This window comes from Amycolatopsis cihanbeyliensis, from assembly GCF_006715045.1.
Lineage (GTDB): Bacteria > Actinomycetota > Actinomycetes > Mycobacteriales > Pseudonocardiaceae > Amycolatopsis > Amycolatopsis cihanbeyliensis.
The window spans coordinates 1,880,956-1,905,935 of record NZ_VFML01000001.1 but is presented as its reverse complement, the minus strand read 5'-3'; the positions used below and the strand labels follow the sequence as shown (position 1 = coordinate 1,905,935).

The 24,980-nt window shown below is 71.0% G+C and carries 21 protein-coding genes and 1 pseudogene; 15 read left to right on the top strand and 7 right to left on the bottom strand.

Annotation, left to right across the window (positions count from 1 at the left end; translation table 11 throughout):
- The gene (locus tag FB471_RS08275; RefSeq protein WP_142001674.1) at nt 1–2,700 is read left to right on the top strand and encodes a bifunctional acetate--CoA ligase family protein/GNAT family N-acetyltransferase; all 2,700 of its coding nucleotides are present in this window, start codon (nt 1–3) and stop codon (nt 2,698–2,700) included.
- Between the two features lie 25 nt (nt 2,701–2,725).
- On the opposite strand, the gene add is transcribed toward FB471_RS08275, so the two are convergent.
- On the bottom strand, nt 2,726–3,697 hold the full coding sequence (gene add, locus FB471_RS08270) for an adenosine deaminase (protein ID WP_141996735.1): 972 nt from the start codon (nt 3,695–3,697) through the stop codon (nt 2,726–2,728).
- 72 nt (nt 3,698–3,769) lie between these two features.
- Between add and FB471_RS08265 the strand changes: the two genes are divergently transcribed.
- The gene (locus FB471_RS08265; RefSeq protein WP_246076298.1) at nt 3,770–4,894 is read left to right on the top strand and encodes a LacI family DNA-binding transcriptional regulator; all 1,125 of its coding nucleotides are present in this window, start codon (nt 3,770–3,772) and stop codon (nt 4,892–4,894) included.
- Here FB471_RS08265 and FB471_RS08260 read toward each other — a convergent pair.
- The 6 genes and pseudogenes from FB471_RS08260 to FB471_RS08235 all read right to left on the bottom strand — a co-directional run.
- Nucleotides 4,811–5,131 (bottom strand): annotated as a pseudogene (locus FB471_RS08260) (DUF1761 domain-containing protein); the annotation flags it as partial. The gene FB471_RS08265 and the pseudogene FB471_RS08260 overlap by 84 nt on opposite strands.
- Entirely contained in the window at nt 5,124–5,822 is a 699-nt protein-coding gene (locus FB471_RS08255) for a hypothetical protein (protein WP_141996733.1), read from the bottom strand. The gene FB471_RS08255 and the pseudogene FB471_RS08260, both read right to left, overlap by 8 nt.
- A 278-nt stretch (nt 5,823–6,100) precedes the next feature.
- The gene (locus tag FB471_RS08250; RefSeq protein ID WP_141996732.1) at nt 6,101–7,261 is read right to left on the bottom strand and encodes a hypothetical protein; all 1,161 of its coding nucleotides are present in this window, start codon (nt 7,259–7,261) and stop codon (nt 6,101–6,103) included.
- Nucleotides 7,262–7,306: 45 nt separating this feature from the next.
- A complete protein-coding gene (locus FB471_RS08245) occupies nt 7,307–8,938 on the bottom strand; it encodes a long-chain-fatty-acid--CoA ligase (RefSeq protein ID WP_141996731.1) in 1,632 nt (543 codons plus the stop codon).
- The gene (locus FB471_RS08240) at nt 8,935–10,029 is read right to left on the bottom strand and encodes an acyl-CoA dehydrogenase family protein (protein ID WP_141996730.1); all 1,095 of its coding nucleotides are present in this window, start codon (nt 10,027–10,029) and stop codon (nt 8,935–8,937) included. The genes FB471_RS08245 and FB471_RS08240 overlap by 4 nt, the downstream gene beginning before the upstream one ends.
- 28 nt (nt 10,030–10,057) lie before the next feature.
- Nucleotides 10,058–11,245, bottom strand: a complete 1,188-nt coding sequence (locus tag FB471_RS08235; RefSeq protein ID WP_141996729.1) for an acyl-CoA dehydrogenase family protein — start codon at nt 11,243–11,245, stop codon at nt 10,058–10,060.
- Nucleotides 11,246–11,346: 101 nt separating this feature from the next.
- On the opposite strand from FB471_RS08235, the gene FB471_RS08230 reads away from it, so the two are divergent.
- The 13 genes from FB471_RS08230 to FB471_RS08170 all read left to right on the top strand — a co-directional run bounded on the left by FB471_RS08230 (nt 11,347) and on the right by FB471_RS08170 (nt 24,916).
- On the top strand, nt 11,347–11,538 hold the full coding sequence (locus FB471_RS08230) for a ferredoxin (protein ID WP_141996728.1): 192 nt from the start codon (nt 11,347–11,349) through the stop codon (nt 11,536–11,538).
- 113 nt (nt 11,539–11,651) lie between these two features.
- Nucleotides 11,652–12,728 (top strand): Zn-dependent alcohol dehydrogenase, encoded by a 1,077-nt coding sequence (locus FB471_RS08225; RefSeq protein ID WP_246076297.1) that lies wholly within the window; start codon nt 11,652–11,654, stop codon nt 12,726–12,728.
- Nucleotides 12,725–13,618: a 3-oxoacyl-ACP reductase gene (locus tag FB471_RS08220; RefSeq protein ID WP_141996726.1), complete on the top strand. Its 894-nt coding sequence runs from the start codon at nt 12,725–12,727 to the stop codon at nt 13,616–13,618. Before FB471_RS08225 ends, FB471_RS08220 begins: the two co-directional genes overlap by 4 nt.
- A gap of 26 nt (nt 13,619–13,644) precedes the next feature.
- Entirely contained in the window at nt 13,645–15,153 is a 1,509-nt protein-coding gene (locus tag FB471_RS08215; RefSeq protein ID WP_141996725.1) for an aldehyde dehydrogenase family protein, read from the top strand.
- 140 nt (nt 15,154–15,293) lie between these two features.
- Nucleotides 15,294–16,094 carry a glucose 1-dehydrogenase gene (locus FB471_RS08210; RefSeq protein WP_246076296.1) on the top strand — a complete coding sequence of 267 codons (801 nt, stop codon included), beginning with the start codon at nt 15,294–15,296 and terminating at the stop codon, nt 16,092–16,094.
- Nucleotides 16,095–16,124: 30 nt separating this feature from the next.
- Nucleotides 16,125–16,919, top strand: coding sequence for an MlaE family ABC transporter permease (locus FB471_RS08205; protein WP_141996723.1), 795 nt, complete (start codon nt 16,125–16,127; stop codon nt 16,917–16,919).
- The gene (locus FB471_RS08200; RefSeq protein ID WP_141996722.1) at nt 16,920–17,777 is read left to right on the top strand and encodes an MlaE family ABC transporter permease; all 858 of its coding nucleotides are present in this window, start codon (nt 16,920–16,922) and stop codon (nt 17,775–17,777) included.
- A gap of 91 nt (nt 17,778–17,868) precedes the next feature.
- Entirely contained in the window at nt 17,869–19,206 is a 1,338-nt protein-coding gene (locus tag FB471_RS08195) for an MCE family protein (protein WP_141996721.1), read from the top strand.
- Nucleotides 19,206–20,240, top strand: a complete 1,035-nt coding sequence (locus FB471_RS08190; RefSeq protein ID WP_141996720.1) for an MCE family protein — start codon at nt 19,206–19,208, stop codon at nt 20,238–20,240. The genes FB471_RS08195 and FB471_RS08190 overlap by 1 nt, the downstream gene beginning before the upstream one ends.
- Nucleotides 20,237–21,277, top strand: a complete 1,041-nt coding sequence (locus FB471_RS08185) for an MCE family protein (RefSeq protein WP_141996719.1) — start codon at nt 20,237–20,239, stop codon at nt 21,275–21,277. The genes FB471_RS08190 and FB471_RS08185 overlap by 4 nt, the downstream gene beginning before the upstream one ends.
- Nucleotides 21,277–22,473 carry an MCE family protein gene (locus tag FB471_RS08180; RefSeq protein ID WP_141996718.1) on the top strand — a complete coding sequence of 399 codons (1,197 nt, stop codon included), beginning with the start codon at nt 21,277–21,279 and terminating at the stop codon, nt 22,471–22,473. Before FB471_RS08185 ends, FB471_RS08180 begins: the two co-directional genes overlap by 1 nt.
- Nucleotides 22,470–23,672, top strand: a complete 1,203-nt coding sequence (locus FB471_RS08175; RefSeq protein WP_141996717.1) for an MCE family protein — start codon at nt 22,470–22,472, stop codon at nt 23,670–23,672. Before FB471_RS08180 ends, FB471_RS08175 begins: the two co-directional genes overlap by 4 nt.
- Nucleotides 23,672–24,916, top strand: coding sequence for an MCE family protein (locus FB471_RS08170; protein ID WP_141996716.1), 1,245 nt, complete (start codon nt 23,672–23,674; stop codon nt 24,914–24,916). The genes FB471_RS08175 and FB471_RS08170 overlap by 1 nt, the downstream gene beginning before the upstream one ends.
- The last annotated feature ends 64 nt before the right edge of the window (nt 24,917–24,980 follow it).

The following is a 24,980-nucleotide window of genomic DNA, read 5'->3' as shown; positions in this document are numbered from 1 at the left end:
ATGCACACCGACGACTCCCGCGACCCCTACGACTACCCCCGCAGATGGGAAGCCGACGTCCTGCTGTCCGACGGCGGAACGGTGCACCTGCGGCCGATCGTGCCCGCCGACGCCGAGGCGATCGTAGCGCTGCACGGCAGGCTCTCCGAACGGACGAGGTACCTGCGCTACTTCGGTGCCTACCCGCGTATCCCGCAGCGGGACCTGGACCGGTTCACCACCGTCGACCACCACGACCGGACCGCCTTCGTGGCGCTGCTCGGGGACGAGATCGTCGCCGTCGGCCGGTACGAGCGGCTGGAGGAGGGGGACTCGGCCGAGGTCGCGTTCCTGGTGGATGACGCGCACCAGGGCAGGGGGCTCGGTTCGATCCTGCTCGAGCATCTCGCCGCCGCCGCGTCCGAGCGCGGGCTGCGCCGGTTCGTCGCCGAGGTCCTCGCCGAGAACTCCCAGATGGTGCGGGTGTTCCGGGACGCCGGGTACCAGGTCAGCAGGGAGTTCGACGAGGGACTCGTACACCTGGAGTTCGACCTCGACCCCACCGAGGAGTCGCTGGAGGTGGCGCGGTCCCGGGAACAGGCCGCCGAGGCGCGCAGCGTGCACAACCTGCTGCATCCGACCTCGGTCGCCGTCATCGGAGCCTCCACCGATCCGACCAAGATCGGCTACGTCGCGTTGACCAACCTGCTGTCCGCCGACTTCGCGGGCACCGTGTATCCGGTCAACCCCGAGCACCGCTCGGTACGCGGGGTCCGCGCCTACCCTTCGGTGCTGGACATCCCCGACCCTGTCGATCTCGCGGTCGTGGCCGTCCCGGCGAGTCAGGTCGAGTCGGTACTCGACGGCGCGCTGGAGAAAGGTGTGAAGACCCTGCTCATCGTCTCCGGCGGGTTCGCCGAGGCGGGCCCGCACGGGTTGCACGCCGAGCTGCGGCTGGTCGGTGAGGCAAGGGCGCACGGCATGCGCGTGGTCGGACCGAACGCGCTCGGCGTGCTGAACACCGACACCGGTGTCCGGCTGAACGCGACACTGGCGCCACGGCTGCCGGCCAGGGGACGTACCGGATTCTTCTGCCAGTCCGGCGCGCTCGGCATCGCGATCCTTGCCGACGCCGAGGCCCGCGGGCTCGGTCTCTCCACCTTCGTCTCCGCGGGCAACCGTGCCGATGTGTCCGGTAACGACCTGCTGCAGTACTGGGAGAGCGACCCGGACACCGACCTGGTCCTGCTGTACCTGGAGTCCTTCGGCAACCCGCGCAAGTTCGCCCGGCTCGCGCGCAGGCTGGCCAGGAACAAGCCGATCGTCGCGGTCAAATCGGGGCGGCACGCGGTGCGGCCGCAGCTCGCGGCCACCTCGGCCGAAGTGGACGAGTCCAGTGTGCAGGCACTGTTCGAACAGGCGGGCGTCGTGCGCGTGGACACCCTGGCCCAGTTGTTCGACACCGCACTGGTGTTCGCGCACCAACCGCTGCCCGCGGGTTCGCGGATCGGCATCGTCGGAAACTCCAGCGCGATCGGCCTGCTCGCCGCCGATACCGCGCGGGCGCAGGGGTTGCGGCTGGGTATCGACCCGGTGGACGTGGGCGCGCAGGCCGACCCGGAGGATTTCGCCGCCGCCGTGGCCGAGGCCCTCACCTCGGCCGAGGTCGACGCGCTGGTGGTGGTGTTCGTGCCGCCGCTGGCGATCCCCGGCACGAGCTACGCGCGCGCCCTGCGGGAGGCCGTGGTGGAGACCGAGCGGCAGGGCGAGAAGCCGATCGTGTCCACCTTCCTCGCCGCCGAAGGTGTGCCCGACGAACTGGCGGTGCTGAGCGAGGACGGCTCGCCGACCCGCGGTTCGATCCCTTCCTACCCGAGCCCCGAGCGGGCGGTGAACGCGCTGGCCAGGGTGGTGCGGTACGCGGCATGGCGGCAGCGCCCGCAGGGAAACCCGGCCCGCCCGGGTGGCACGCATCCCCAGCAGGGCCAGGCCGTGGTCCGCGAGGTGCTCGCGGAGGCCGAGGGGAAGACGATCTCGCTCGGGGACGACGACGCCTTGCGGGTGTTGGGTTGCTACGGGATCGAGGTGGTGCCGTTCCGGGTGGTGGCAGGGGCGGATGAGGCCGTGGCCGCGGCCGCCGAGCTCGGTTACCCGGTGACCCTGAAGGCGGTGGACGAGCGCCTGCGCGGCAGGCCGGACCTGATCGGGGTCCGGCTGGACCTGACCTCGGAGGACTCGGTGCGCACCAGCTACCGTGACCTGCGCGAGGTGTCCGGGATGGACGAGGTGTACGTACAGCGGATGGCGCCGAAGGGGACGTCCTGCGTGATCGGGCTGCAGGACGACCCTTCCTTCGGCACGCTGGTGTCCTTCGGGCTGTCCGGCGTGGTCAGCAGCCTGCTCGGGGACACCGCCTACCGCGCGGTGCCACTGACCGATGTGGACGCGACCACCCTGGTGCGCGAGCCGCGGACGGCGCCGCTGCTCACCGGGTACCGGGGTGACGACCCGGTGGACCTCGCCGCGCTGGAGGACCTGGTGCTGCGCGTGGCCGCGCTGGCTGAGGACAACCCCGAGGTCCGCTCGCTGGCGCTGGAACCGATCCTGACCTCGCCCGATGGCGCCTTCGTGGCCAACGCCCGGCTCGTGCTCGGACCGCCCCCTTCCCGGCCGGACACCGGCCCCCGCCGGCTGCGTCCGATCACCGCCCCCGCGGACTGAGTCGGACTGAGCCGGCCGGTCGAGGTCACCGGTCCCGCGGTGCGGCCGCCGTAGGAGGCGCCGGTGCGCTCGCCGCGAAGATCACCGCGCGGGCGTTGTCCTGGCAGCGCCGCTCGTGCTCGGCCGCCCAGCCGAACTGCCTGCCGAGCTCGGTGAACTCCCGCTCGACAGTGGTCGCCGAGGTGGTGCGCGCGTCCGTGCTGATGGTGACCGCCAGCCCCGCCGCCAGCAGCCGATCCGCGGGGTGCTCGGCGAGGCTCGGCACGGCGCCGGTCTGCACGCTGCTCACCGGGCACAACTCCAGCGGGATCCGCTCCGCACGCAGCCGGGCCACCAGCGCGGGATCGGCCGCCGCCCGCACGCCGTGCCCGATCCGCGCCGCGCCGAGCACGTCCAGTGCCTCCCAGACGCTCTCCGGTCCGGCCGCCTCGCCCGCGTGGATGGTGACCGGCAGCCCGGCCGCGTGTGCGGTGTCGAAGGCCGGGCGGTGGGGAGCACCCGCGCGGCTCTCGTCCCCCGCCAGGTCCACGCCCGCCACCAGGGTTCGGTTCCGCAGCGCGGTGTCCACCACCTGCTCGCTGACCTCCGGCGACTGCTGGCGCAGGCAGCACAGCAGCAGCCCGGTCCGCACCCCGGTGGCGGCGCGGCCCTCGGCGAGTCCCTCGGCGACCGCGCGCACCGCCTCGTCCATGGTCGCCCCCGCTCGCCCGTGCAGCTGCGGCGCGAACCGCACTTCGCCGTAGCCGACCCGGTCGAGGGCCCAGTCCTCGACCAGCTCCCGGGCGACCCGGCGCAGGGAGTCCGGGGTCTGCAGCACCTCGAGCACGGCGTCGATGCGGGTCAGGTAGTCCATCAGGTTCGCGCACACCGGCGGGGCCACGACCAGGTTCTCGACCGGTCCTTCGAGCCGGACACCCTGGTCCGCGGCCAGTTCGGCGACCGTGCCCTGCCGGACAGAGCCGTCCAGATGACAGTGCAGTTCGTAGCGCGTGTGCATGACCATCCTCGTGTCTAAACGTTTAGACTCAGCATGATCGGGTGTCCCGAGACGGTCAAGGAGATAACGCGGGTGGCAGTGACGATCGCGGACGTGGCCAGGCGGGCAGGCACCTCGGCGGCGGTGGTCAGCTACGTGCTCAACGACGGGCCGCGCCCGGTGGCCGAGCACACCCGCGCCCGGGTGCTGGCGGCCGTGCGCGAGCTCGGCTACCGCCGCAACCGGGCCGCCGCCGCGCTGCGCTCCGGCAGGTCCGGCCTGGTCGGCCTGGTACTGCCGGACACCACCAATCCGTACTTCGCCGCGCTCGGCCGGTACCTGGAGACCGCACTGATCGGGGCGGGCAAGCTGACCGTCACGGCCAACTCGGACTACGACGCCCCGCGCCAGTCCCTGGCGGTGGACATGCTGCTCACCGCCCAGGTCGAGGGCGTGGTGGTGGTGTCCGCCGGTGGCCCGGCCGACCCGGTCGCCCGCGCACTGGCCGCGGGCACCCCGGCCGTCTACGTCCACCATCGTCCACCCGGATCGGACGCGCCGCTGATCGCCGGGGACAACGGCGCGGCGATCGCGGCGGCCGTGGCACACCTGCGCGAGCACGGCCACACCGAGATCGCCTTCCTCGCCGGTCCCACCGATCACGGCCCGGTGGGTGAGCGCGTCGCCGCCTGGTGCGCGGCCACCGGCGCCACCGAGCCGCTGCGCTGCGCCTACACGCGTGCGGCCGCGGCCGAGCTGTTCGCCTCGCTGGCGCGGGATGGCCGGGTGCCCCGCGCGCTGGTGGCGGCCACCGACGAGCAGGCGATCGGGCTACTGGCCGCCGCGTACGCCGACGGCATCCGGATACCGGACCGGCTCGCCGTGATCAGCTGCGACGGGAGCCCGGACGCGAGTTTCACCGCCCCGCCGCTGACCGTCACACGCCAGCCGTTGCGCGCGATGGCCGAGCGGGCGGTCGCGATCCTCGGCGGCGCCGGCTCACCGGCCGACCCGGCCGACCCGCTGCCCGCCGACCTCGCGGTCGGGCGCAGCTGTGGCTGCTCATCGCCATCCCCCGACGATCACGGTGATCGCGAGCAGCTTCAGCAGCCAGTCGCCGGCATGGATCGCGGCGAGCTTCGCGGGAACCCTCTCGTGGAACACGGAGCCGGTGAGCAACACGAAGGGGAAGCCGACCCACAGGACGAGCCCGAGTAGCGCCGCGGCGCCGAAGCCGCTGATCCCGAGCGGCCCGGCCAGCCCGGCCACCACTGCGGAGACGAGCACGTTACGCACCAGCTCGACGGGTACCGTGACCGCGGCGGGCCGGGGGTCGCCCGCGTACGCCTCGTGCAGCCGTCCCAGGTGGCCGCCGAGCACCGCGTACCATGCTCCGCTGGCGATCAGCGCGGCCACCGTCGCCACCCCGATCGCCAGGTAGTTGAGCTCAGGCATGGATCTCGCCCCGCTCGAGCCGTCCCTTGAGCGTGGCCAGCCGCTCCCGCCAGTAGGTCTTCATCCGCTCGGCCTCATCGGCGTCGGCGAGTCGCGCGTGCTCGACGGCCACCGTGGTTGCGCGCTCTCCCTTCCGGTCGAAGACGACGTGCACCCGGGTCTCCCCGTCGAGCCAGTCGAACCGGGCCGACCGCGGTTTCGTCGCGGTGCGTTCGCGCAGCTCGCCGTCGGGCAGCCAGCGCCGCCGCAGCGACTCGTCGACGAACAGGTCGAACAGCCGGTCCGGGGACACCATCATGGTCTTCTGTGCCGTCACCGCGAACCCGTCGGCACGCTCGCCGACCTCCCGGATACCGCGGGCACGCTCGTAACCGCCTGCCACGGCCTGTGCGTTCCATGCCAGTGGTTCGATCCCCAACTGGCCGGCGACCCAGCGCGCGATATCCCGATGGGATCGCTCCGCGGCGCCCCACTCGTCGAGCAGATCGAACCACTGTTCCCAGCCGCGGCCGGTCCGCCGCCGGATCGACTCGTCCGAGGTCGCCAGCCGGGGAGCGGTCCCCGAGGCCGAACGGCCGGAAGGCTCCTGGTCATGCGCCGCCAGCAATCGCGTCCGTGCCGCCGTGTAGCTCTCGCCCGTCTTCGCCATCCGCGCGCGTACGAGCCGTTTGAACGAACTCCGCCTGGTCATCCTGCACCTCTCGTCGGCGGCGCACCACGACTCACGCTCGCGAAGCCCGCCGGAAAGGGCATCGGTAACCGGCGTCCCGAGGGCTGGAGCCCCCTTTGCTCCCGCTCTGGCCGGCGGCGTGAGCGCCGGGACTGGGAGTTGGGCGCGGGACCGCGCCTGGCGATCGGAGTATCGCACACGGACCGTCAGGCGCGGAAGACCGCGGGCTCAATGCCGGTTCCTCGCCACCGCGCGTTCTCCACTCATCTCGGGCAGCTGACCCCAGTTCGGGAACAGGCTCAGAACCGGCGTGGGTCCACCGCGTAGACGAACCGCTTGCCCGGGTACTCGGTCAGGCCCCACAGCTGGTTGTTCGGGCCACGGTAGGAGAGGTCCTCGGGCCCGATCGGCTGCGCGCCGCTGTGCTTGCTCGGCCCGCTGCCCGAGGTGAAGGTGTAGAGCGAGCCGCGGCTGCCCGAGCCCGCACTGGCCGAGACGAAGAACTCGCCGTCGATCGCCGTGGCGCCCTGCATGCTCCGGATGTCCACCCGGTACCCCTCGGTGCCGTGCGTGTAGCCGTCCGCGGACTCCTTGAACATCCGGTCGGTGTAGTCGATCGGGAAGCGGACCACCCTGGTTCCGCTGCCGCCGGAGCTGTACTCCGGCACCACCACGCTGTCCGGGGTGCTGGTCCGGTCGAGCGAGGCCGCGGAGTGGCGCAGCCGGGCGGTGCCGTCGGTGGTGGACGCGGTGAACGTCCGCGCCTGCGGCAGCACGAACAGGTAGTTGTGCGCGTGGTAGGAACCGTCGGCCTGCCTGCCGATCCTGCCCTTGTCCCCGGTGGAGACCTGCCAGAGGTGTCGCAGGTCGAAGGCGCGGAACCCGCCCCAGGTGTCCGCGACGTACAGGTAGTGGCCGTAGGCGAAGATGCCGCCCGCGTGCACGCCTACCGCGCGGAAGTCGGGCTGTCCCGCCGAGTTGGTGTAGGGCTCGACCAGGAGCACGTGCCGGTACCGTGGCGCACCCGGGTTCGCGTAGTCCACGAAGGACACCCGGACGCCCTTGTTGTTGCCGGAACCCTTGTAGTACCAGCTGGCGAACAGCGCGGTCCGGCCCTCGTACGTGCCGCTGCCGTAGGCGTCCGCGGTGGAGCTGATGCCCTGCGGGTACCAGGCACCGGTGCCGTTGTCGCCGGAGTTCCAGCAGAACGAAGCCACCTGGTTGGCCGCGCCGGGACGGCACCCGCTTCCGGTCACCCCGGCGCGGTTCGCACTGTCCAGCACAGCCGAGAAGGAGACGTTCCGCAGTGCCCCGTCCAGCCTGCTGATCACCGGGTTGTAGCCGCTCGCCCGGAGCCGGAAGTCGTTCGCGTCGATCCGGGTGGGCGCCGCGTGCGCGGCCGGTGCGGTCAGCGCGAACGTCACCAGCAGCGCGGCGAGGACGGACAGTGCCTTCCGCATGGATACCTCCCCAGCAGGAACTCCGTGGTGGCAAGCTACCAGCGATCAGAAGCCGGGGGAGTACCTGATCGCCGGTTTGGTTTTTGTTTGGGTGTCGTTCCCGCGAAGCCGCCACACCGGGTCGGCGCAGCGCGTGCCCTGGGTGGACAGCTCGCGCTTGAGTACCTTGTAGGTGGCGGTACGGGGCAGTTCCCCGCTGATCCGCACGTACCGGGGGACTTGCCGGGGCCCGAGGTCCGCCTGCCGGGTGAGGAACTCGCCGAACTCCGCAGGCCCGAGTGTCGCGCCCTCGGCGAGCACCAGCGCCGCCATCACGGCGTCGCCGACCCGCTCGTCCGGCACCGCGTACACGGTGGCCTCCGCGATGTCGGGATGGCGCAGCAGCACCCGTTCGATCGGCGCGGTGCCGAGGTTCTCCCCGCCGACACGCAGCCAGTCGCCGCGGCGGCCGGCGAAGTAGCAGAAGCCGTCGGTGTCCAGATAGGCGAGGTCACCGGTGAAGTACCTGCCGTCGTGCACCCGCTCGGCGTCGGCGGCCGGGTCCCGGTAGTAGCCCGCGAACCACCCGGTCCCGGCCGCGTTCACCAGCTCCCCCACCGCTTCCTCGGCATTGCGCAGCCTGCCCGCACCGTCGAACTCGGCTGGTGGGCACGGTTCGCCGGTGTCCGGGTGCAGCACCAGCACGCCCTCGGCCGGCCTGCCGAGCGAGCCACTCGGCGTGTCCGGGGTGCGCGCGAACCCGACCCCACCCTCGGTGGAGCCGAAGGCGTCCACGACATCGCAGCCGAACCGCTCGGCGAAGGTGGCGAGGTCGGCCTCGGCACCCTCGTTGCCGTAGACCAGCCGTAGCGGGTTGTCCGCGTCATCCGGTTTCCGTGGCGTGGCGAGCACATAGGACAGCGGCGTACCCACGTAGTTGGCGTAGGTGGCCCCGAACCGGCGGACGTCGGGGAGGAATCCGGATGCGGAGAACCTGCGGCGCAGCGCGATCGTCGCGCCCGCGGCCAGCCCGACCGACCAACCAGCCAGCACCGCGTTCGAGTGGAACAGCGGCATCGCGACATAGGCGGTGTCGCTGGTGGACAGTCCGAACCGGTCGGCGAGCATCCGCCCCGGAAAGGCGATCTTGCCGTGCGTGCAGCGGACCGCCTTCGGGTCGCCGCTCGTGCCCGAAGTGTAGATGAGCATCAGCAGGTCGTCGGGTGCCGCGGCGACCGGGTCGGGCGCGGCACCCCGGTGGGCGGCGAGCAGGTCCGCCCATTCGCCGCCGTCGAGGTCGATCACCCTGGCTCCGGCGAGATCCAGTCCTGCCAGCAGCGGGAGGTACTCGCGCTGGGCCAGCACCACCCGGCAGTCGGCCAACCGCACGTCCCTGGCCAGCGCTTCGCCCCTGCGGACCGGATTCAGCCCGGCGAGGACCGCGCCCGCGAAGGCGGCCCCGCCGAGCAGGAAGGACCAGGAGGGCACGTTGTCCGCCAGCACCCCGGCATGCGGCGGTGCCCCCGGCGACCCCGCCGCCAGCAGGGAGCGCAGCGCGGCCCCGTGCTCGGCGCACGCCTGGACGTGTCGCGACCAGGACCAGGTCCGCTCCTCGAAACGCAGGCCGGGATGGTCGTCACCGGCCCTGGCCAGCAGCAGGTCGGTGACCGTGGGTACCTCGGTCGCCGGGCTGCTCACGTCTCCTCCGCCAGCAGGTCGCCGAGGGCACGCAACTGCGCGGTGGCGCCGCCGAGCGCGAACTCGTTGCGCTTGGCCGCGACGAAGTACTGGTGCAGCGGGTAGTCCACGTCGATACCGACCCCGCCGTGGATGTGCACCGCGGTGTGCGCCACCCGGTGTCCCGCCTCGGCGGCCCAGAACTTCGCCGTGGCGACCGTCGAGTCGGCCGATTCCCCCTCGGCGAGGCACCAGGCGGCCTGCCACAGGGTCAGCCGCACGGCCTGCACGTCGAGGTAGGCGTCCGCGAGCCGCTGCCTTACCGCCTGGAAGCCGCCGATGACCTGGTCGAACTGGGTGCGTTCGCGCGCGTACTGCGCGGTCAGCTCCAGCGCGCGTTCCAGCACCCCGAACTGCGCGGCCACCAGCCCGACGGTTCCGCGCAGCCGCAACCACTCCACCAGGCCGGCGCCGGGTTCGCCCAGCGCGGCACCCGCGGGCAGGTCCAGGTCGCTCGCCTCCACCAGCCCGGCGTCGCCCCGGTCGACCACCCGCTGCTCGAGCACGGACAGGCCGGGCCGGTCGCGCTCCACGAGCAGCAGCACCTCGCCGTCCGCGGTGCCTGCCGGCAGCAGGAACCCGTCGGCGAAGGCGGCGAAGGGCACCGCGGTCTGGCCGCCGGAGACGCGCCAGCCGCTGCCGGCGCGCTCGGCGGTGAACCCGCACGGCGTGCCGAGATCCGGCAGTGCCGCGGTGAGCAGCCGGTCACCGCGCAGGGTCGGGACCAGCCAGCGTTCCAGCAACTCGCCGTCGCCGAACTCGGCCAGTGCCGACCCGGCCATGGTGACGGCGGGCAGGTAGGGGACCGGGGCGGCGGCCCGGCCCAGTTCGACCAGGATCGAGCACTGCTCCAGCAGCCCGAACCCGCCGCCGCCCGCGGCGGATGGCAGCGCGGCGTCGATAACGCCCGCCTTGCCCAGTTCGGTCCACAGCGCCCGATCGAACCCGCCGGTTCCATGACCGGGCAACGATTCCGGCGGTACCTGGTCGGTCAGGATGCGGCGGGTAAGCGCGGCGAGCTCCCGCTGCGCTTCGCTGAACGAGAAATCCACGGCAACTCCTTTGGATCGGACACGGGCGTCAGCGGGTGACCGGAAGGCCGAGCGCGGTCGCGGCCACCAGGTCGCGTTGCACCTCGTTGGTTCCCCCACCGAAGGTGAGGATCAGCGCGGAACGGTGCAGCCGCTCGACGCGCCCGCGCAGGACGGCACCGGGGGACCCCTCGCGCACCACGGCGCCGGTGCCGAGGACCTCCATCAGCAGCCGGCACGCCTCGATGGTCAGCTCGGTGCCGAACACCTTGGTCGCCGAGGGCTCCGCCGGCCCGAGCTGATCCGCCGACTCGCCCGCCGTCCAGGCGATCTCCCAGTTGCGCAGCTTCAGGTACTCGACGTGCGCGTGCACCCGCGCCAGGTGCATACGCACCCACTCGGCGTCGATGACCCGACCGCCGTCGGGCCGCGTGGTCCGCTGGGCCCACTCCCGCACGGCCCGCAGCGCCGCGGTCACCGGTGCGGCCGAGGTGAGCGCGACCCGCTCGTGGTTGAGCTGGTTCGTGATCAGCGGCCAGCCCTCGTTCTCCTCGGCGATCCTGGCCTCGACCGGCACCCGCACGTCCGTGTAGTAGGTGGCGCTGGTGCCGGGGCCGGCCATGGTGCGCACCTTGGTCCAGGAGAAGCCCTCGGCCGAGGTGGGCACGATGAGGATGCTCAGCCCCTTGTGCTTGCGTGCCTCCGGGTCGGTGCGTACGGCCAGCCACACGTAGTCGGCGTACTCGATCAGGCTGGTCCACATCTTCTGGCCGTTGACCACGTACTCGTCACCCTCGCGTACCGCGCGGGTGCGCAGCGAGGCCAGGTCGGTGCCGGCCTCGGGTTCGGAGTAGCCGATGGCGAAGTGCACCTCGCCCGCGGCGATCCGCGGCAGGTAGAACGCCTTCTGGTCCTCGGTGCCGTAGCGCATGATCGTGGGGCCGATGGTGTTGATCGTCAGGAACGGCACCGGCACCCCGGCCGTGGCCGCCTCGTCCGTGAAGATGAGCTGGTCGAGCATGGATCTCTGCTGCCCGCCGTAGGCCTTCGGCCAGCCGAGCGCGAGCAGGCCCTCCCGGCCCAGTTCCCGCACGACCTCCTGGTAAGCGGTTCCGTCGCCGTACTCCCCGCCCTCTCCGCGCAGGGCCTCGGACCGCTGCGGGGTCATCAACTCCGCGAAGTAGGACCGCAGCTCGTCGCGCAGCCGGGCCTGCTCGGGTGTGTAGCTGATGCGCATCCAAACCTCCACCTCGGGCGTTGAACTGGTACCGGGTCCACCCGCCGCGCTAATGTAGAACAAGTTCTAGTTGTACCGCAGGATGCGGACGGGAGGAAGTCATGGAGGTCAGTGTCGACCGGTCGCTGTGTGAGGCCAACGAGGTGTGCGTCGCCGTCGCCCCCGAGGTCTTCGAGTTGGACGAGGACGAGGAGCTTCGGATCATCCAGCCGAACCCTGCCGCCGAAGATGTAGAACGTGTTTCGCAAGCTGTCGCGTCCTGCCCGAAAAACGCCCTGCTCATGGCGGAGTAGTGCCGGCGAGAAGGGGCTTGCTCAAGACGAGAACAGATTCTAGTCTGTGGCCTGAGACACGAACCAACGGCGGTTCGGTGGACCCTGGGAGGGCAGTCGGAGTGAGAGCGGCCGTGCTGAACGCGATCGGCGATGACAAGCTCGAGCTGCGGGACGACGTCACGACGGTCGATCCCGGCCCGCACGAGGTGCGGATCCGGGTCCGGGCATCGGGCGTCTGCCACAGCGATCTTTCCGCGATGGACGGCACCCTGCCAGCGCTGGCGCCCGGCGTGGTCGGCCACGAGGGGGCCGGCGAGGTCCTGCAGGTGGGTTCGGCGGTCGAGCACCTCGCGCCGGGTGACCACGTCACGGTCTCGTTCGTCCCGCCGTGCGGTGCCTGCCCGAGCTGCCTGCGCGGCGAGCCCAACCTCTGCGCGGTGCACGCGATCGCCGCGTTCAGCTCGCCGCGTTTCCGGCTCGGCGAGGATCCGCTGTTCGGCTACGCGGGCCTCGGCACCTTCGCCGAGGAGGTGGTGGTCCCCGCGGCCGGCGCGATCAAGGTGGACCCGGATGTGCCCTTCGAGACCGCCGCGCTGATCGCCTGCGGAGTGCTCACCGGCGTCGGGGCCGTGCTGAACACCGCACAGGTCCGACCAGGCTCCACCGTGGTGATCATCGGTTGCGGCGGCGTCGGGGTCTCGGTCATCCAGGGCGCGCGGATCGCGGGTGCCACCACGATCGTGGCCGTGGACCCGGTCGAGGCCAAACACGACACCGCGAGGAGGTTCGGCGCCACCCACGCGACCACTCCGGAGGGCCTCGAGGAGCTCAAGCAGGCCGTGACCGCGGCGGAGGGTTTCGACTACGCCTTCGACATCGTCGGCCTGCCCGGCACGATCCGCTCGGCATGGGACAACGCCCGCCGCGGCGGCTCGGTGGTGATCGTCGGGGCCGGCAAGGCGGACGCGATGGTGGAGTTCAGCGCGCAGGAGCTGTTCCTGCACGACAAGAAGATCCTCGGTTCGTTCTACGGCTCCGCGCACGTGCACCGGGACACCGGCCGGATGCTGGGATTCTGGCGGGCGGGCCTGCTCGACCTGGACGGGATGATCTCGAGGCGAATCGGCTTCGCCGACCTCAACGACGGCCTGGACCTGCTGCGCAGGGGCAGCACCGAGGTGATCCGTCAGGTGGTGACGCTCGATTGAGTCCGACGGGCCTCGAGGGCAAGGTCGCCGTTGTCACCGGGGCGGGTGCCGGCCTGGGCAGGGCCGAGGCGCTGGCGCTGGCCGACGCGGGAGCCGCGGTGGTGGTCAACGACCTCGGTGGCGCCGCCAAGGCCGTGGCCGAGGAGATCGAGGCCCGTGGCGGCACGGCCTTGCCGGTCGCTGGGGATGTCGCGGAGCGGTCCTGCGCGGATGAGCTCATCGGCGCCGCCACCGAGCGACTCGGCGGCCTGCACGTCCTGGTGAACAACGCGGGCGTGGTGCGCGACCGGATGTTGTTCAACATGTCCGACGAGGAGTGGGACGCCGTGCTGCGGGTGCACCTGCGCGGGCATTTCCTGCTGTCCCGCAACGCGGGTGCCTACTGGCGGCAACGATCCAAGGCGGAGGCCCGCCCGGTGTACGGCCGGGTGGTGAACACCGCATCCGAGGCCTTCCTGGTGGGCGCGGAAGGCCAGCCCAACTACGCCGCGGCCAAGGGCGGGATCGCCGCGCTCACCGTCGCGACCGCCCGCGGGCTCGGCCGCTACGGGGTGCGCGCCAACGCGATCTGCCCGCGCGCCCGCACCGCGATGACCGCCGAGGTCTTCGGGGACGCGCCGGAGACCGGCACCGACCCGCTGTCGGTCGACCATGTCGCACCGTTCGTCGCCTTCCTCGCCGGGGAGGCGGCCGGGCGGATCAGCGGGCAGGTGTTCGTGGTGCACGGCGGCATGGTCGCCCTGCTCCGGCCACCCTCGGTGGAGCAGCGGTTCGACACCACCGGCGACACCTGGACCCTCGCCGAGCTCGCGGACACCGTCGGCGGTTACTTCACCGAACGCGACCCGGCACGGATGTTCGCCGCGCCGGAGATCCTCGCCTTGCCCTGAACCCACCCACACCGAGGAGCCAGCTCATGCCGCTCACCGTGCAACCGCACCGCGAATCGCTCGGCCTGAAGACCGGTCTGCTCTACGTCGACGGCCAGTGGGGGCCGGCCCGCGAGGGCGCCACCTGGACCCACCGCCATCCCGCGAGCGGGGAGGATGTCGGCGAGTTCGCCGCGGCGGGCCGCGCCGATGTGGACGACGCCGTGGCCGCCGCCCGCAGGGCCTTCGACTCCGGCGAGTGGCCCAACTCCAGGGCGGGCGTGCGCATCGGGGTGCTGCACCGCTACGCGAACCTGCTGCGCGAGCACGCCGACGAGTTGCGCGCCCTGCAGGCGCTGGACAACTCCGTCCCGTTGTCCTTCGGCGGCATCTACGCCACCTCGGTCGGCGCGGCCGCCGACGTGTTCGACCATCACGCGGGCTGGGTGGACAAGGTGGGCGGGCAGACCCTGCCGCCGTACCAGGGCGGCGACCACCTCGCGGCCACCTTCCGCGAACCGATCGGCGTGGTCGCCGCGATCCTGCCGTGGAACGCACCCTTCCTGCTGTTCGCGCAGAAGGTCGCGCCCGCGCTGGCGGCAGGCTGCACGGTGGTGCTGAAGCCTTCGGAGTACGCCACCTTCGCGGTGCTGCGGATGGTGGAGTTGCTGGCCGAGGCCGGGCTGCCTGCCGGTGCGCTGAACGTCGTCACCGGCACCGGCGAGGCCGTCGGCGAACCGCTGATCACCCACGCCGACGTGGACAAGGTCAGCTTCACCGGCAGCAGGGCGGTGGGCAAGCGCATCGTGGAGGCCTCGGCGGGCACGTTGAAACGGGTGTCGCTGGAGCTCGGCGGGAAGAGCCCGGCGATCGTGTTCGGCGACGCGCCGAACGTGGGGCTGGCCGCCGCGACCGTGACCGGCGCGGTCACCATGGGCCTGTCCGGGCAGGCCTGCGTCGCCAACACCAGGGCACTGGTGCAGCGGGATGTCTACGAGGAGTTCATCGCGGCCGCGCAGGGCATGACCGCGGGGATCACCTACGGCGACCCCTTCGACCCCGGGGTGATCTCCAGCCCGCTGATCAACGAGCGCCAGCTGGAGCGGGTGCTCGGCTACATCGAAACCGGCAAGCGAGAGGCCAGGCTGGTCTGTGGCGGGGAACGGCTGGAAGGCGACCTCGCCGCGGGCAACTTCGTCGCACCGACCATCTTCGCCGATGTGGACAACGCGGCCACCATCGCGCAGGAGGAGATCTTCGGCCCGGTGCTCGCGGTGGTCCCCTTCGACGACGAGGAGGAGGCGGTCCGGCTGGCCAACGACACCGAGTACGGGCTCGGCGCCGGGCTGTTCACCGCCGACGTGCAGCGCGCCTTCCGCGTGTCCCGCAGGCTGCGGGTCGGAACGATCGGGATCAACGGCTTCCAGGTGGAACCGCACCTGCCGTTCGGGGGCTTCAAGCAGTCCGGGCTCGGCAGGGAGGGCGGCCGGTCCGCCTTCGAGGCCTACACCGAGCTGAAGACCGTGATGCTGCCGCTGACCGAGGAGATGATGTAAGTGACCGCCGTGGAGCCGGGTTGGATTGCGAGTGGTGAGTGGAAGAACGCGCGCGGCGACAGCCCACGAGCGGGGAGGCGGGGCGCATGACTCGCGGTGGTGACGATCGGGGCCAGAGTCCGAGCCCCGCCGAGCCGATCGTGTCGCGCGTTTCAAAACAAACACTGAGTAGCGAACCCAGCGGCAGGCTGGCGGGCAAGGTCGCCCTGATCACCGGCGCCGCCCGCGGCCAGGGTGCCGCCGCGGCCCGCCGCTTCGTCGCCGAGGGTGCCCGCGTCGTCCTGGCCGACGTGACCGACGACGAGGGAAAGCAACTCGCCGACGAGCTCGGTCCGGCGGCCGCGTACCAGCATCTCGACGTCGGCGCCGAGGACGACTGGGCGCTGGCCGTGGAACGGGCCGTCGCCGAGTTCGGCGCGCTGAACGTGCTGGTGAACAACGCGGGCATCCTGCACTTCTCCGAACTCGCGAAGACCAGCCTCGCCGACTACGAGCGAGTGCTGCGGGTGAACCAGGTCGGTACGTTTCTCGGAATGCGTTCGGTCGTTGATCCGATGACCGCCGCGGGCGGTGGTTCCATCGTCAACGTGTCCTCTGTGGAGGGACTGGCCGGTATGCCGTTCCTGGTCGCCTACACCGCGAGCAAGTTCGCCATCCGCGGGATGACCAAGGTGGCCGCCCTGGAGCTCGGGGACAAGGGCATCCGGGTGAACTCGCTGCATCCCGGTGTGATCGACACCAGGATGGTGCAGGATGCCGCCGGTGGGGTGGAGCCGGACATGGCCTTGATCGGCAAGAAGGTGGCGCTGCGGCGCGTCGGTCGGCCCGAGGAGATCGCCGGGCTGGCACTCTTCCTGGCCAGCGACGAAAGCTCGTACTGCACCGGCGGCGAGTTCGTCGCGGACGGGGGCGCCACGGCGACACACGCGCTCAAGATCTGATCCCTGTTCACCGGCGAATGCGGAGGCGTGATGGGTGCTCGACCCGCGGGGAGCACGATCCCCGGCGCCGCCGCGCTCGCCCAGGTCGGGCGGCTGGCCACCCTGTCGGCCGAGGTGCTGCGGGCGATTCCCCGCAGGCCGTTCCAGTTCCGCGAGTGGATCCAGCAGTGCTGGTTCTTCGCCAGTGTCACGATCCTGCCGACAGCGCTGGTGGCCATCCCGTTCGGCGCGGTGATCGCGTTGCAACTGGGTTCGCTGACCCAGCAGATCGGGGCGCAGTCCTTCACCGGTGCGGCCAGCGCGCTGGCCATCGTGCAGCAGGCCAGTCCGCTGATCACCGCCCTGCTGGTGGCGGGCGCGGGCGGCAGTGCGGTCTGCGCGGACATCGGGGCGCGCAAGATCCGCGAGGAGATCGACGCCATGGAGGTGCTCGGGGTCAACCCGATCCAGCGCCTCGTCGTGCCGAGGGTGCTCGCCGCGATCGTGGTGTCGGTGCTGCTCAACGGCCTGGTCAGCGTGGTCGGCGTGCTCGGTGGCTACTTCTTCAACGTGGTCATGCAGGGCGGCACCCCCGGCGCCTACCTGGCCAGCTTCAACGCACTGGCGCAGCTACCGGACCTGTGGATCAGTGAGATCAAGGCGTTCCTCTACGGGTTCGTCGCCGGGGTGGTCGCCGCCTTCCGCGGGCTGAACCCCGCCGGCGGGCCGAAGGGGGTCGGGGACGCGGTGAACCAGGCCGTGGTGATCACCTTCCTGCTGCTGTTCCTGATCAACGTGGTGCTCACCGCGATCTACCTGCAGATCGTTCCCCCGAAGGCGCTGTAGATGACGACGCAAGCGAACGACTCGGAACGGACCGACCGAACCCTGGAGATCATCGCGCGCCCCGGTGCGATGCTGGAGGGTTTCGGCAGCCAGCTTTCCTTCTATGCCAGGGCGCTGGCCTGGGCGCCGCGCACGCTGCGGCGCTACGGCAAGGAAACGGCGCGGCTGCTCACCGAGGTCAGTTTCGGCACCGGTGCGCTGGCGGTGATCGGCGGAACCCTCGGCGTGATGATCGGGATGACCCTGTTCACCGGCCTGATCGTCGGGTTGCAGGGGTACTCGGCGCTGAACCAGCTCGGCACCGCCGCGCTCACCGGGTTCATCTCCGCCTATTTCAACACCCGGGAGGTGGCGCCGCTGTCGGCGGGGCTGGCGCTGTCGGCCACGGTGGGTTGCGGGTTCACCGCGCAGCTCGGCGCGATGCGGATCTCCGAGGAGATCGACGCGCTGGAGGTGATGGGAGTGCCCAGCCTGCCGTACCTGGTCACCACCCGGGTGCTGGCCGGGGTGGCCGCCGTGATCCCGCTGTACGCGGTGGGCCTGCTGTCCTCGTACCTGGCATCACGGCAGATCACCATCTGGGTCTACGGGCAGTCGGCAGGCACCTACGACCACTACTTCAACCTGTTCCTGCCACCGGAGGACGTGCTGTGGTCCTTCGTCAAGGTGATCATCTTCAGCGTGCTGGTGGTGCTCTCGCACTGCTACTACGGCTATACCGCACGCGGCGGTCCCGCGGGGGTCGGCATCGCGGTGGGGCGGGCCGTGCGGACCTCGATCGTGCTGATCGCGGTGCTGGACTTCTTCCTCAGCCTGGCGATCTGGGGCGCCACGACGACGGTGAGGATTTCCGGATGAGTAGCACCATACCGAGCCGCGGCACTCCAGGTGACCAGAGAGCGCGCACCTGCCGTCCGGCCGCTCGCGCGGGGTCGCGGGGGAGGAACTGATGAGTAGCGTTCGCCGGTCGGTTGTGCTGCGCCGCCTGCGGCACCAGGTGCTGGGGCTGGTGTTCCTGGTCGTGGTCGCGCTGTTCTTCGTGACCACGATCGCGATCTACAACAAGGCGTTCGTCGACTACATCGGGGTCCGGCTGGAGACCAGCCATGTCGGCAACCAGATGCGCGAGGGCGCGGACGTGAAGGTTCGCGGCATGCTCGTCGGCGAGGTACGCACCATCGAGGCACGCGGGGACCACGCCTCCCTGGAACTCGCCCTGCAGCCGGAGAAGGTCGACCTGATCCCGGCCAACGTCAGCGCGCGGCTGCTGCCGAAGACCCTGTTCGGCGAGCGCTACGTGGCACTGCAGATCCCGGAGAAACCCGCGCCGGAGTCGCTGGCAGGGGGCGCGGTGATCGGGCAGGACCGCAGCAGCACGGCGATCGAGCTGGAACGGGTGCTCGGCAACGTCCTACCCTTGCTGCAATCCGTGCAGCCGCAGAAGCTCGCCAGCACGTTGAACGCGGTGTCCACCGCGCTGGAGGGGCGGGGCGAGCAACTCGGCGACACCCTCGTCGCGCTCGGCGACTACCTGGAGCGGATGAACCCGTCGCTGCCGGACCTCAAGGCCGACCTGACCGGCCTTGCCGACACCGCGAACACCTACGCCGAGGCCGCGCCGGACTTCCTCACGGCACTGTCCGATCTCACCACGACCAGCCGGACCCTGCTGGAGAAGCGGGAACAACTCACCGGCCTGTACGCCACGATCAGCACCGCCTCGGCGGATCTGGGCAGCTTCCTCGAGGTGAACAAGGAGAACCTGATCGACCTCACCGGCACCGTGCAGCCCACCCTGGACGTGCTGGCGAAGTACGCGCCGGAGTACCCGTGCATGCTCAAGCAGCTCGCCGACTCGATTCCCGCCGCCGAGGCGGCCTTCGGCAAGGGCACCGACGAGATGAACCACGTGACCATCCGGTTCACCGCCAGCCGCGGCAAGTACCTGCCCGGGGTGGACGAGCCGGAGTACAACGACAAGCGCGGCCCCCGCTGCTACCCGCAGGCCCCGGCGCCGGGCCGGTGGCCGCAGTACCCGCCGGAGGGCCCGGTCAAGGACGGCGCGAGCAAACCCGCCCCGCCGAACTCTCCGCGCGGGTTCGAGGAGACCACCGGTGGCGGTGGTGGCACGCCGGCCGCGCCGCCCCTGGCCAACTCGCCCGCCGAGCGTCGGTTGATCGCCGGGCTGCGGGCCGGGCAGCTCGGGGTGCCGCCGGCTGAGATACCCGGCTGGACCAGCCTGCTGGTCGGCCCGCTGTACCGCGGGGCGGAGGTGACGGTCGAGTAATGCGCAGCTTCGTCCCCTCACTGATCAAGATCCTGATCTTCGCCGCGGTGACCGTGCTGCTCACCGCCGTGCTCGGGGCGACCATCGCGAACACCAACTTCGGTGAGACCTCCGGCTATGCCGCCCGGTTCACCGAGGCCTCCGGGCTGAAGGCGGGCGACGACGTGCGGATCGCCGGGGTGAAGGTCGGCCAGGTGGAGCGCATCGCGGTGAGCCGGGACAACCGGGCCGAGGTGGACTTCACCGTGGAGTCGGTGCGCGACCTGCCCGCCTCGGTGACCGCGACCATCAAGTACCGCAACCTGATCGGCCAGCGCTACCTGTCGCTGAACACCGATGTGGCCGGCGAGGGGGTGCTGACCGCGGGGGAGACGATCCCGCTGGAACGCACCGAACCGGCGCTGAACCTGACCGTGCTGTTCAACGGGTTCAAACCGCTGTTCACCGCGCTGGATCCGCGAGAGGTCAACGCGCTGTCCCACGAGATCATCCAGGTCTTCCAGGGCGAGGGCGGCACGATCCGCAGCCTGCTGTCCCATATCGCCTCGCTGACCTCCACGATCGCCAAGAAGGACGAGCTGATCGGCGAGGTGATCGGGAACCTGAACACCGTGCTGGACACGGTCAACCAGCGCACCCCGCAGTTCGAGAACCTGGTCCAGGTCACGCAGAACCTGGTCACCGGGCTCGCCCAGCAGCGCGAACCGATCGGGCAGGCGGTGTCCGCGCTGGGTGAGCTGACCGATGCGACCGCAGGGCTGGTCACCGATGCCCGGCCACATCTGAAGCAGGACATCGCCGCGCTGGGGGAGCTGTCCGGGAACCTGGCCGACTCCGAGGAACTGCTCGACCACCTGCTGCAGATCATGCCCGGCAACCTGGAGAAGTTCACCAGGACGCTGAGCTACGGGAGCTGGTACAACTACTACCTCTGCGGGCTCTCCGGCACCATCGGCCTCTCCTCGTTGAATCTCAACGTGCCCATCCTGCCGCTCCCGGCAACCGAGCAGCCGGAAAGGTGCAAGCCGTCATGAAACGTCTGCGAGAACGCAACCAGTCCGCGGTGGGCGGGGTGACACTGGTGTTGCTGGTGCTCATCGTGATCACCGTGTACTCCGCCGATGATCTGCCACTGTTCGACAACGGGACCACCTACTCGGCGTACTTCGCCGAGTCCGCGGGGCTGGCCGTGGACAACGAGGTCCAGGTCGCCGGGGTGCAGGTCGGCGAGGTGGACGAGGTCGCGCTGGACGGCAAGCGAGTGCGGGTGGAGTTCACCGTGACCGGCACCCGGATCGGCGCCGCCTCCACCGCCTCGATCGAGATCAAGACCCTGCTCGGGGAGAAGTACCTCGCGGTGCGGCCGAAAGGTGAGCAGTCGCAGGACCCGGCGGAGCCCATCCCGGTGCAGCGCACCCGCACCCCGTTCGAGCTCCAGGACGCGTTCAAGGAGCTGTCCAACACGGTCGGGGACATCGACACCGACCGGTTGGCGGAAAGCTTCACCGTGCTCTCGGAAACCCTGCGGGACACCCCGAAGCACATGCGGGACGCGTTGCACGGCCTGTCCGCGCTGTCCGAAACGGTGTCCTCCCGGGACGAGGAACTGCGCACGCTGCTGGCCAACACCAGCCGCTTCTCGCAGACCCTCGCGCAGCGCAACGAGCAGCTGGAAAAGGTGATCAAGGACGGCAACCTGCTGCTCACCGAGCTACAGAATCGCCGGGACGCGATCCACCGGCTGCTCACCGGGACCCGGCAACTCGCCGAGCAGCTGTCCGGCCTGGTCGCCGACAACCGGCAGCAGCTGCGACCGGCACTGGAGAAGCTCGGCACGGTCACCGATGTGTTGCAACGCAACCAGGACAACCTGAACCGCAGCCTCGAACTGCTGGCGCCGTTCACCAGGCTCGGCGCCAACGCGACCGGCAACGGGCGCTGGTTCGAGGGCTACATCTGCGGCCTGCTGCCCCCGGTGATCAACGCGGGGGCGGCGCAGATCAACCGCGAGGGCTGCACCCCGCCGCTGGCCGCGCCGGACCAGGGTGTCACCGGACAGGGGGGACGCTGATGGCCATCGAGACCCGCACCGGGCGCAGCCTGTACTCCTGGCTGGCGATCGGCTGTGTCGTCGCACTGGTGCTCGCCACCGGCATGTGGTGGCTGGTACGCGACGCCGGTGGCACCCGGCTGTCCGCGTACTTCGAGAAGGCCGTCGGGCTGTACGAGGGTTCCTCGGTGCGGGTGCTCGGCGTGCAGGTCGGTGAGATCACCGAGGTCACCCCGGAGGGCGGCCGGGTCCGGGTGGACCTGCTGGTGGACGACGGGGTCCAGGTCCCGGCGAACGCCGGGGCCGTGGTGGTGTCCCCGAGTCTGGTCAGCGACCGCTACGTGCAGCTCACCCCGGCCTACGACGGCGGGCCCGCCATCCGCGGCGGCACCGTGATCCCGCGGGAGCGCACCGCGACCCCGGCCGAGCTGGACGAGCTCTACGCCAACCTGAACGAACTGTCCACCAGCCTCGGCCCGGACGGGGCCAACTCCGAGGGCGCGCTCTCCGGGGCGCTGGACACCCTGGCCGCCAACCTGGACGGCAACGGCAAGAGCCTCGGCGACACCGCGCACCGGCTCGCCGAGCTGTCCAGGACCCTGGAGAACTCCGAGGGCGACCTGTTCGCCACCGTGCGGAACCTGCAGTCCTTCACCACCATGCTCGCCGGCAGCGACAAGCAGCTGAACGAGTTCTACGAGCGGCTGGCCGACGTCGGCGGCTTCCTCGCCGAGGACTCCGACGAGGTGGGCGCCGCGCTGTCCGCGCTGGCCACCTCGCTGAACGAGGTACACGGGTTCGTCGAGGAGAACCGGGAGCTCTTGTCCTCCAATGTGGACAAGCTGGCTGGGATCACCGGGGTGCTGGTGGACCAGCGGGCCGCGCTGGCCGAGGTGCTCGACGTCGGCCCCACCGGGATGACGAACTTCATCAACTCCTACGACGCGGCCTCCGGCAGCATCCAGATCCGGTACAACCCGAACGAGATCACGCACCCGTTGCTCACCACGCTGTGCCGGCTGGTCAGCGCGGGTACCCCGGAGCAGCTACCGGACGCGCTCGGCTCCCTGTGCGACACCATCGCCAAGGTGGTGGAGGGCGCGCTGGACGTGCCCTCGCTCTCGGACATGCTCGCGGCGATCCAGCGCGGTGAGCTGCCCCCGCTGCCCCTGCCGCTGGCCGACGCGTTCGGCAGGGACTTCGGGGGTGGCCGATGAAGGTGCTCCGGCTGGGAGTCGTCGTGGTCCTGCTGCTCGCGCTCGGCGGCTGCGGCGCGGCCGGTTTCTCCGGGTTGTACAACACGCCGCTGCCCGGCGGGGCCGATCTCGGTGACCGCCCGTACCGGATCACCGCCCAGTTCGCCGATGTGCTCGACCTGGTGCCGCAGGCCGGGGTGAAGGTGAACGACGTGCCGGTGGGCCGGGTGGAGAAGATCGAGCTGGCGCGGGACACGAAGTCGGCGGTCGTCACCATGGCGGTGAACGGGGATGTCGAGCTGCCCGCGAACGCCGACGCCGAGCTGCGCCAGTCCAGCCTGCTCGGGGAGAAGTTCGTCGAGTTGCGCGCACCCGGTGCGGAGCAGGCGCACGGGCGGCTCGGCGAGGGCGCACACATCCCGCTGGCGCGGACCAACCGCAACCCCGAGGTGGAGGAGGTGCTCGGGGCGCTGTCCCTGTTGCTGAACGGCGGTGGGATCGAGCAGTTCCAGAACATCGCGAAGGAGCTGAACAAGGCGCTCTCCGGCAACGAGGCCGAGATCCGTGCCTTGCTGTCCCATGTGGATACGTTGGCCACGGAGCTGGACGGGCACAAGGGCGAGATCATCCGGGCGATCGAAGGACTGAACCGGTTGTCCAGCACCATGGTCCAGCAGACCGGGCACCTCACCGACGCGCTGGACAACCTCGCGCCCGGCCTGCAGGTCGTCGCCGAGCAGCGGGACCAGCTGGTCGGTATGCTGCAGTCCCTTGACGAGCTGTCCGGGGTCGCGGTGGACACGGTGCACAAGAGCAAGCGGCAACTGGTCGCGAACCTGCGTGCCCTGCGGCCGACGTTGACCAAACTCGCCGAGGCCGGGCAGGATCTCCCGACCGCGTTGAAGATCCTGCCGACCTACCCGCTGCCCTCCGCGGCCGGGGCGGTGGTCAAGGGGGACTACGCCAACGTGCGTGCCAGGCTGGACCTGAACCTGGACTCGATCTTCCAGAACTTCACCGACTCCTCGCAGCCGCCGCTGCAACTTCCCGGCACCGGTCCGGGTACCGACCGGGCTCCACCCGCCGAGGACCCGCAGGCCCCGGCCCTGCCGCTGCCCAGGACGGAACCCCCGGCCACCGGTGGGCAGGACTCCACCCCCTCGCGTGCGGATCCCGGCCTGCTCGGTGGGTTGCTGGGTACGTTGCTGGGAGGTGCGTGATGCTGGCAAGGAAGAACCGGATCCAACTGGTGGCCTTCGTGGTCATCGCCGCGGTGGCGGTGACCTACGCGGGCGTGAACTACGCCGGCCTGGACCGGATGTTCGGCTCGCGCGGCTACCTGGTCACCGCGCAGCTGGAGGACTCGGGCGGGATCTTCGTGAACGCCGAGGTCACCTATCGCGGGGTCGCGGTGGGCAAGGTGGTGGCGATGCACCTGACCGAGGACGGGGTCGCGGTGTCGCTGGACATCGAGTCCGACGCCCCGCCCATCCCCGCGGACACCAGGGCCGCGGTGGCCAACCGGTCCGCGGTCGGGGAGCAGTACGTCGACTTGCGGCCGGAGCACGACGACGGCCCGTACCTGCGGGAAGGGTCGGTGATCCCGGCCGCGCGCACCTCGATCCCGCTGTCGCCGGACACCGTGCTGGGCAACCTGGACCGGCTGGTCTCCAGCGTGGACCCCGGCTCGTTGCGCACCGTGGTGGACGAGACCTACGACGCCTTCGCCGGTGCGGGCCCGGATCTGCAGCAACTGCTGGACAGCGCGGGCTCGTTCACCGCGGCCGCCACCGAGCACCTCCCGCAGACCAGGGCGTTGCTCTCCGACGGCCGGATCGTGCTGGACACCCAGCAGCGGCAGGCGGCCAACATCACCGAGCTGGCCGGCGGGCTGCGGGAGATCGCCGCGCAGTTGAAGACCTCCGATCCGGACCTGCGCGCGGTGATCGACGAGGCGCCGAAGGTCGGTAGGCAGGTGAGCGAGGTGCTCGCCACCTCGGGCACCGATCTCGGCGTGGTGCTGGCGAACCTGCTCACCACGGCGCGGATCACCACCGTGCGGACCGACGCCATCGAGCAGCTCCTGGTGGCCTACCCGGTGATCTCGGCGTTCAGCAAGTCGGTGACCTCCGGCGGGGAGGGGCATCTCGGGCTGGTGTTCAACCTGTTCGATCCGTTCTCGTGCACGAAGGGTTACGAGGGAACGGAGCAGCGCCCGGCCAGCGACACCTCGGAGACCCCGGTGAACACCGAGGCCTACTGCGCCGAGCCACCGGGCAGCGCGACGAGCGTGCGGGGTGCGCAGAACGCGCCGTACGCGGGCAAGCCGGTGGAGGTGCCGGACCAGCCCAAGCGTCCCTCACCGCACGGCGGTCCGCGGGAGGACGCCCTGCCCGGTCTGCTCGGGCTGGTCGGTGACGGCCCGTTGCCGGGCCTCGGAAAGCTGCTCGGGCTGCCCGAATGAGCCCCGAAGGCGACGACGGGCGAGCATCGCAGGTCCGGCCCGCGGGCCGGGGAGCGGAGCGCGG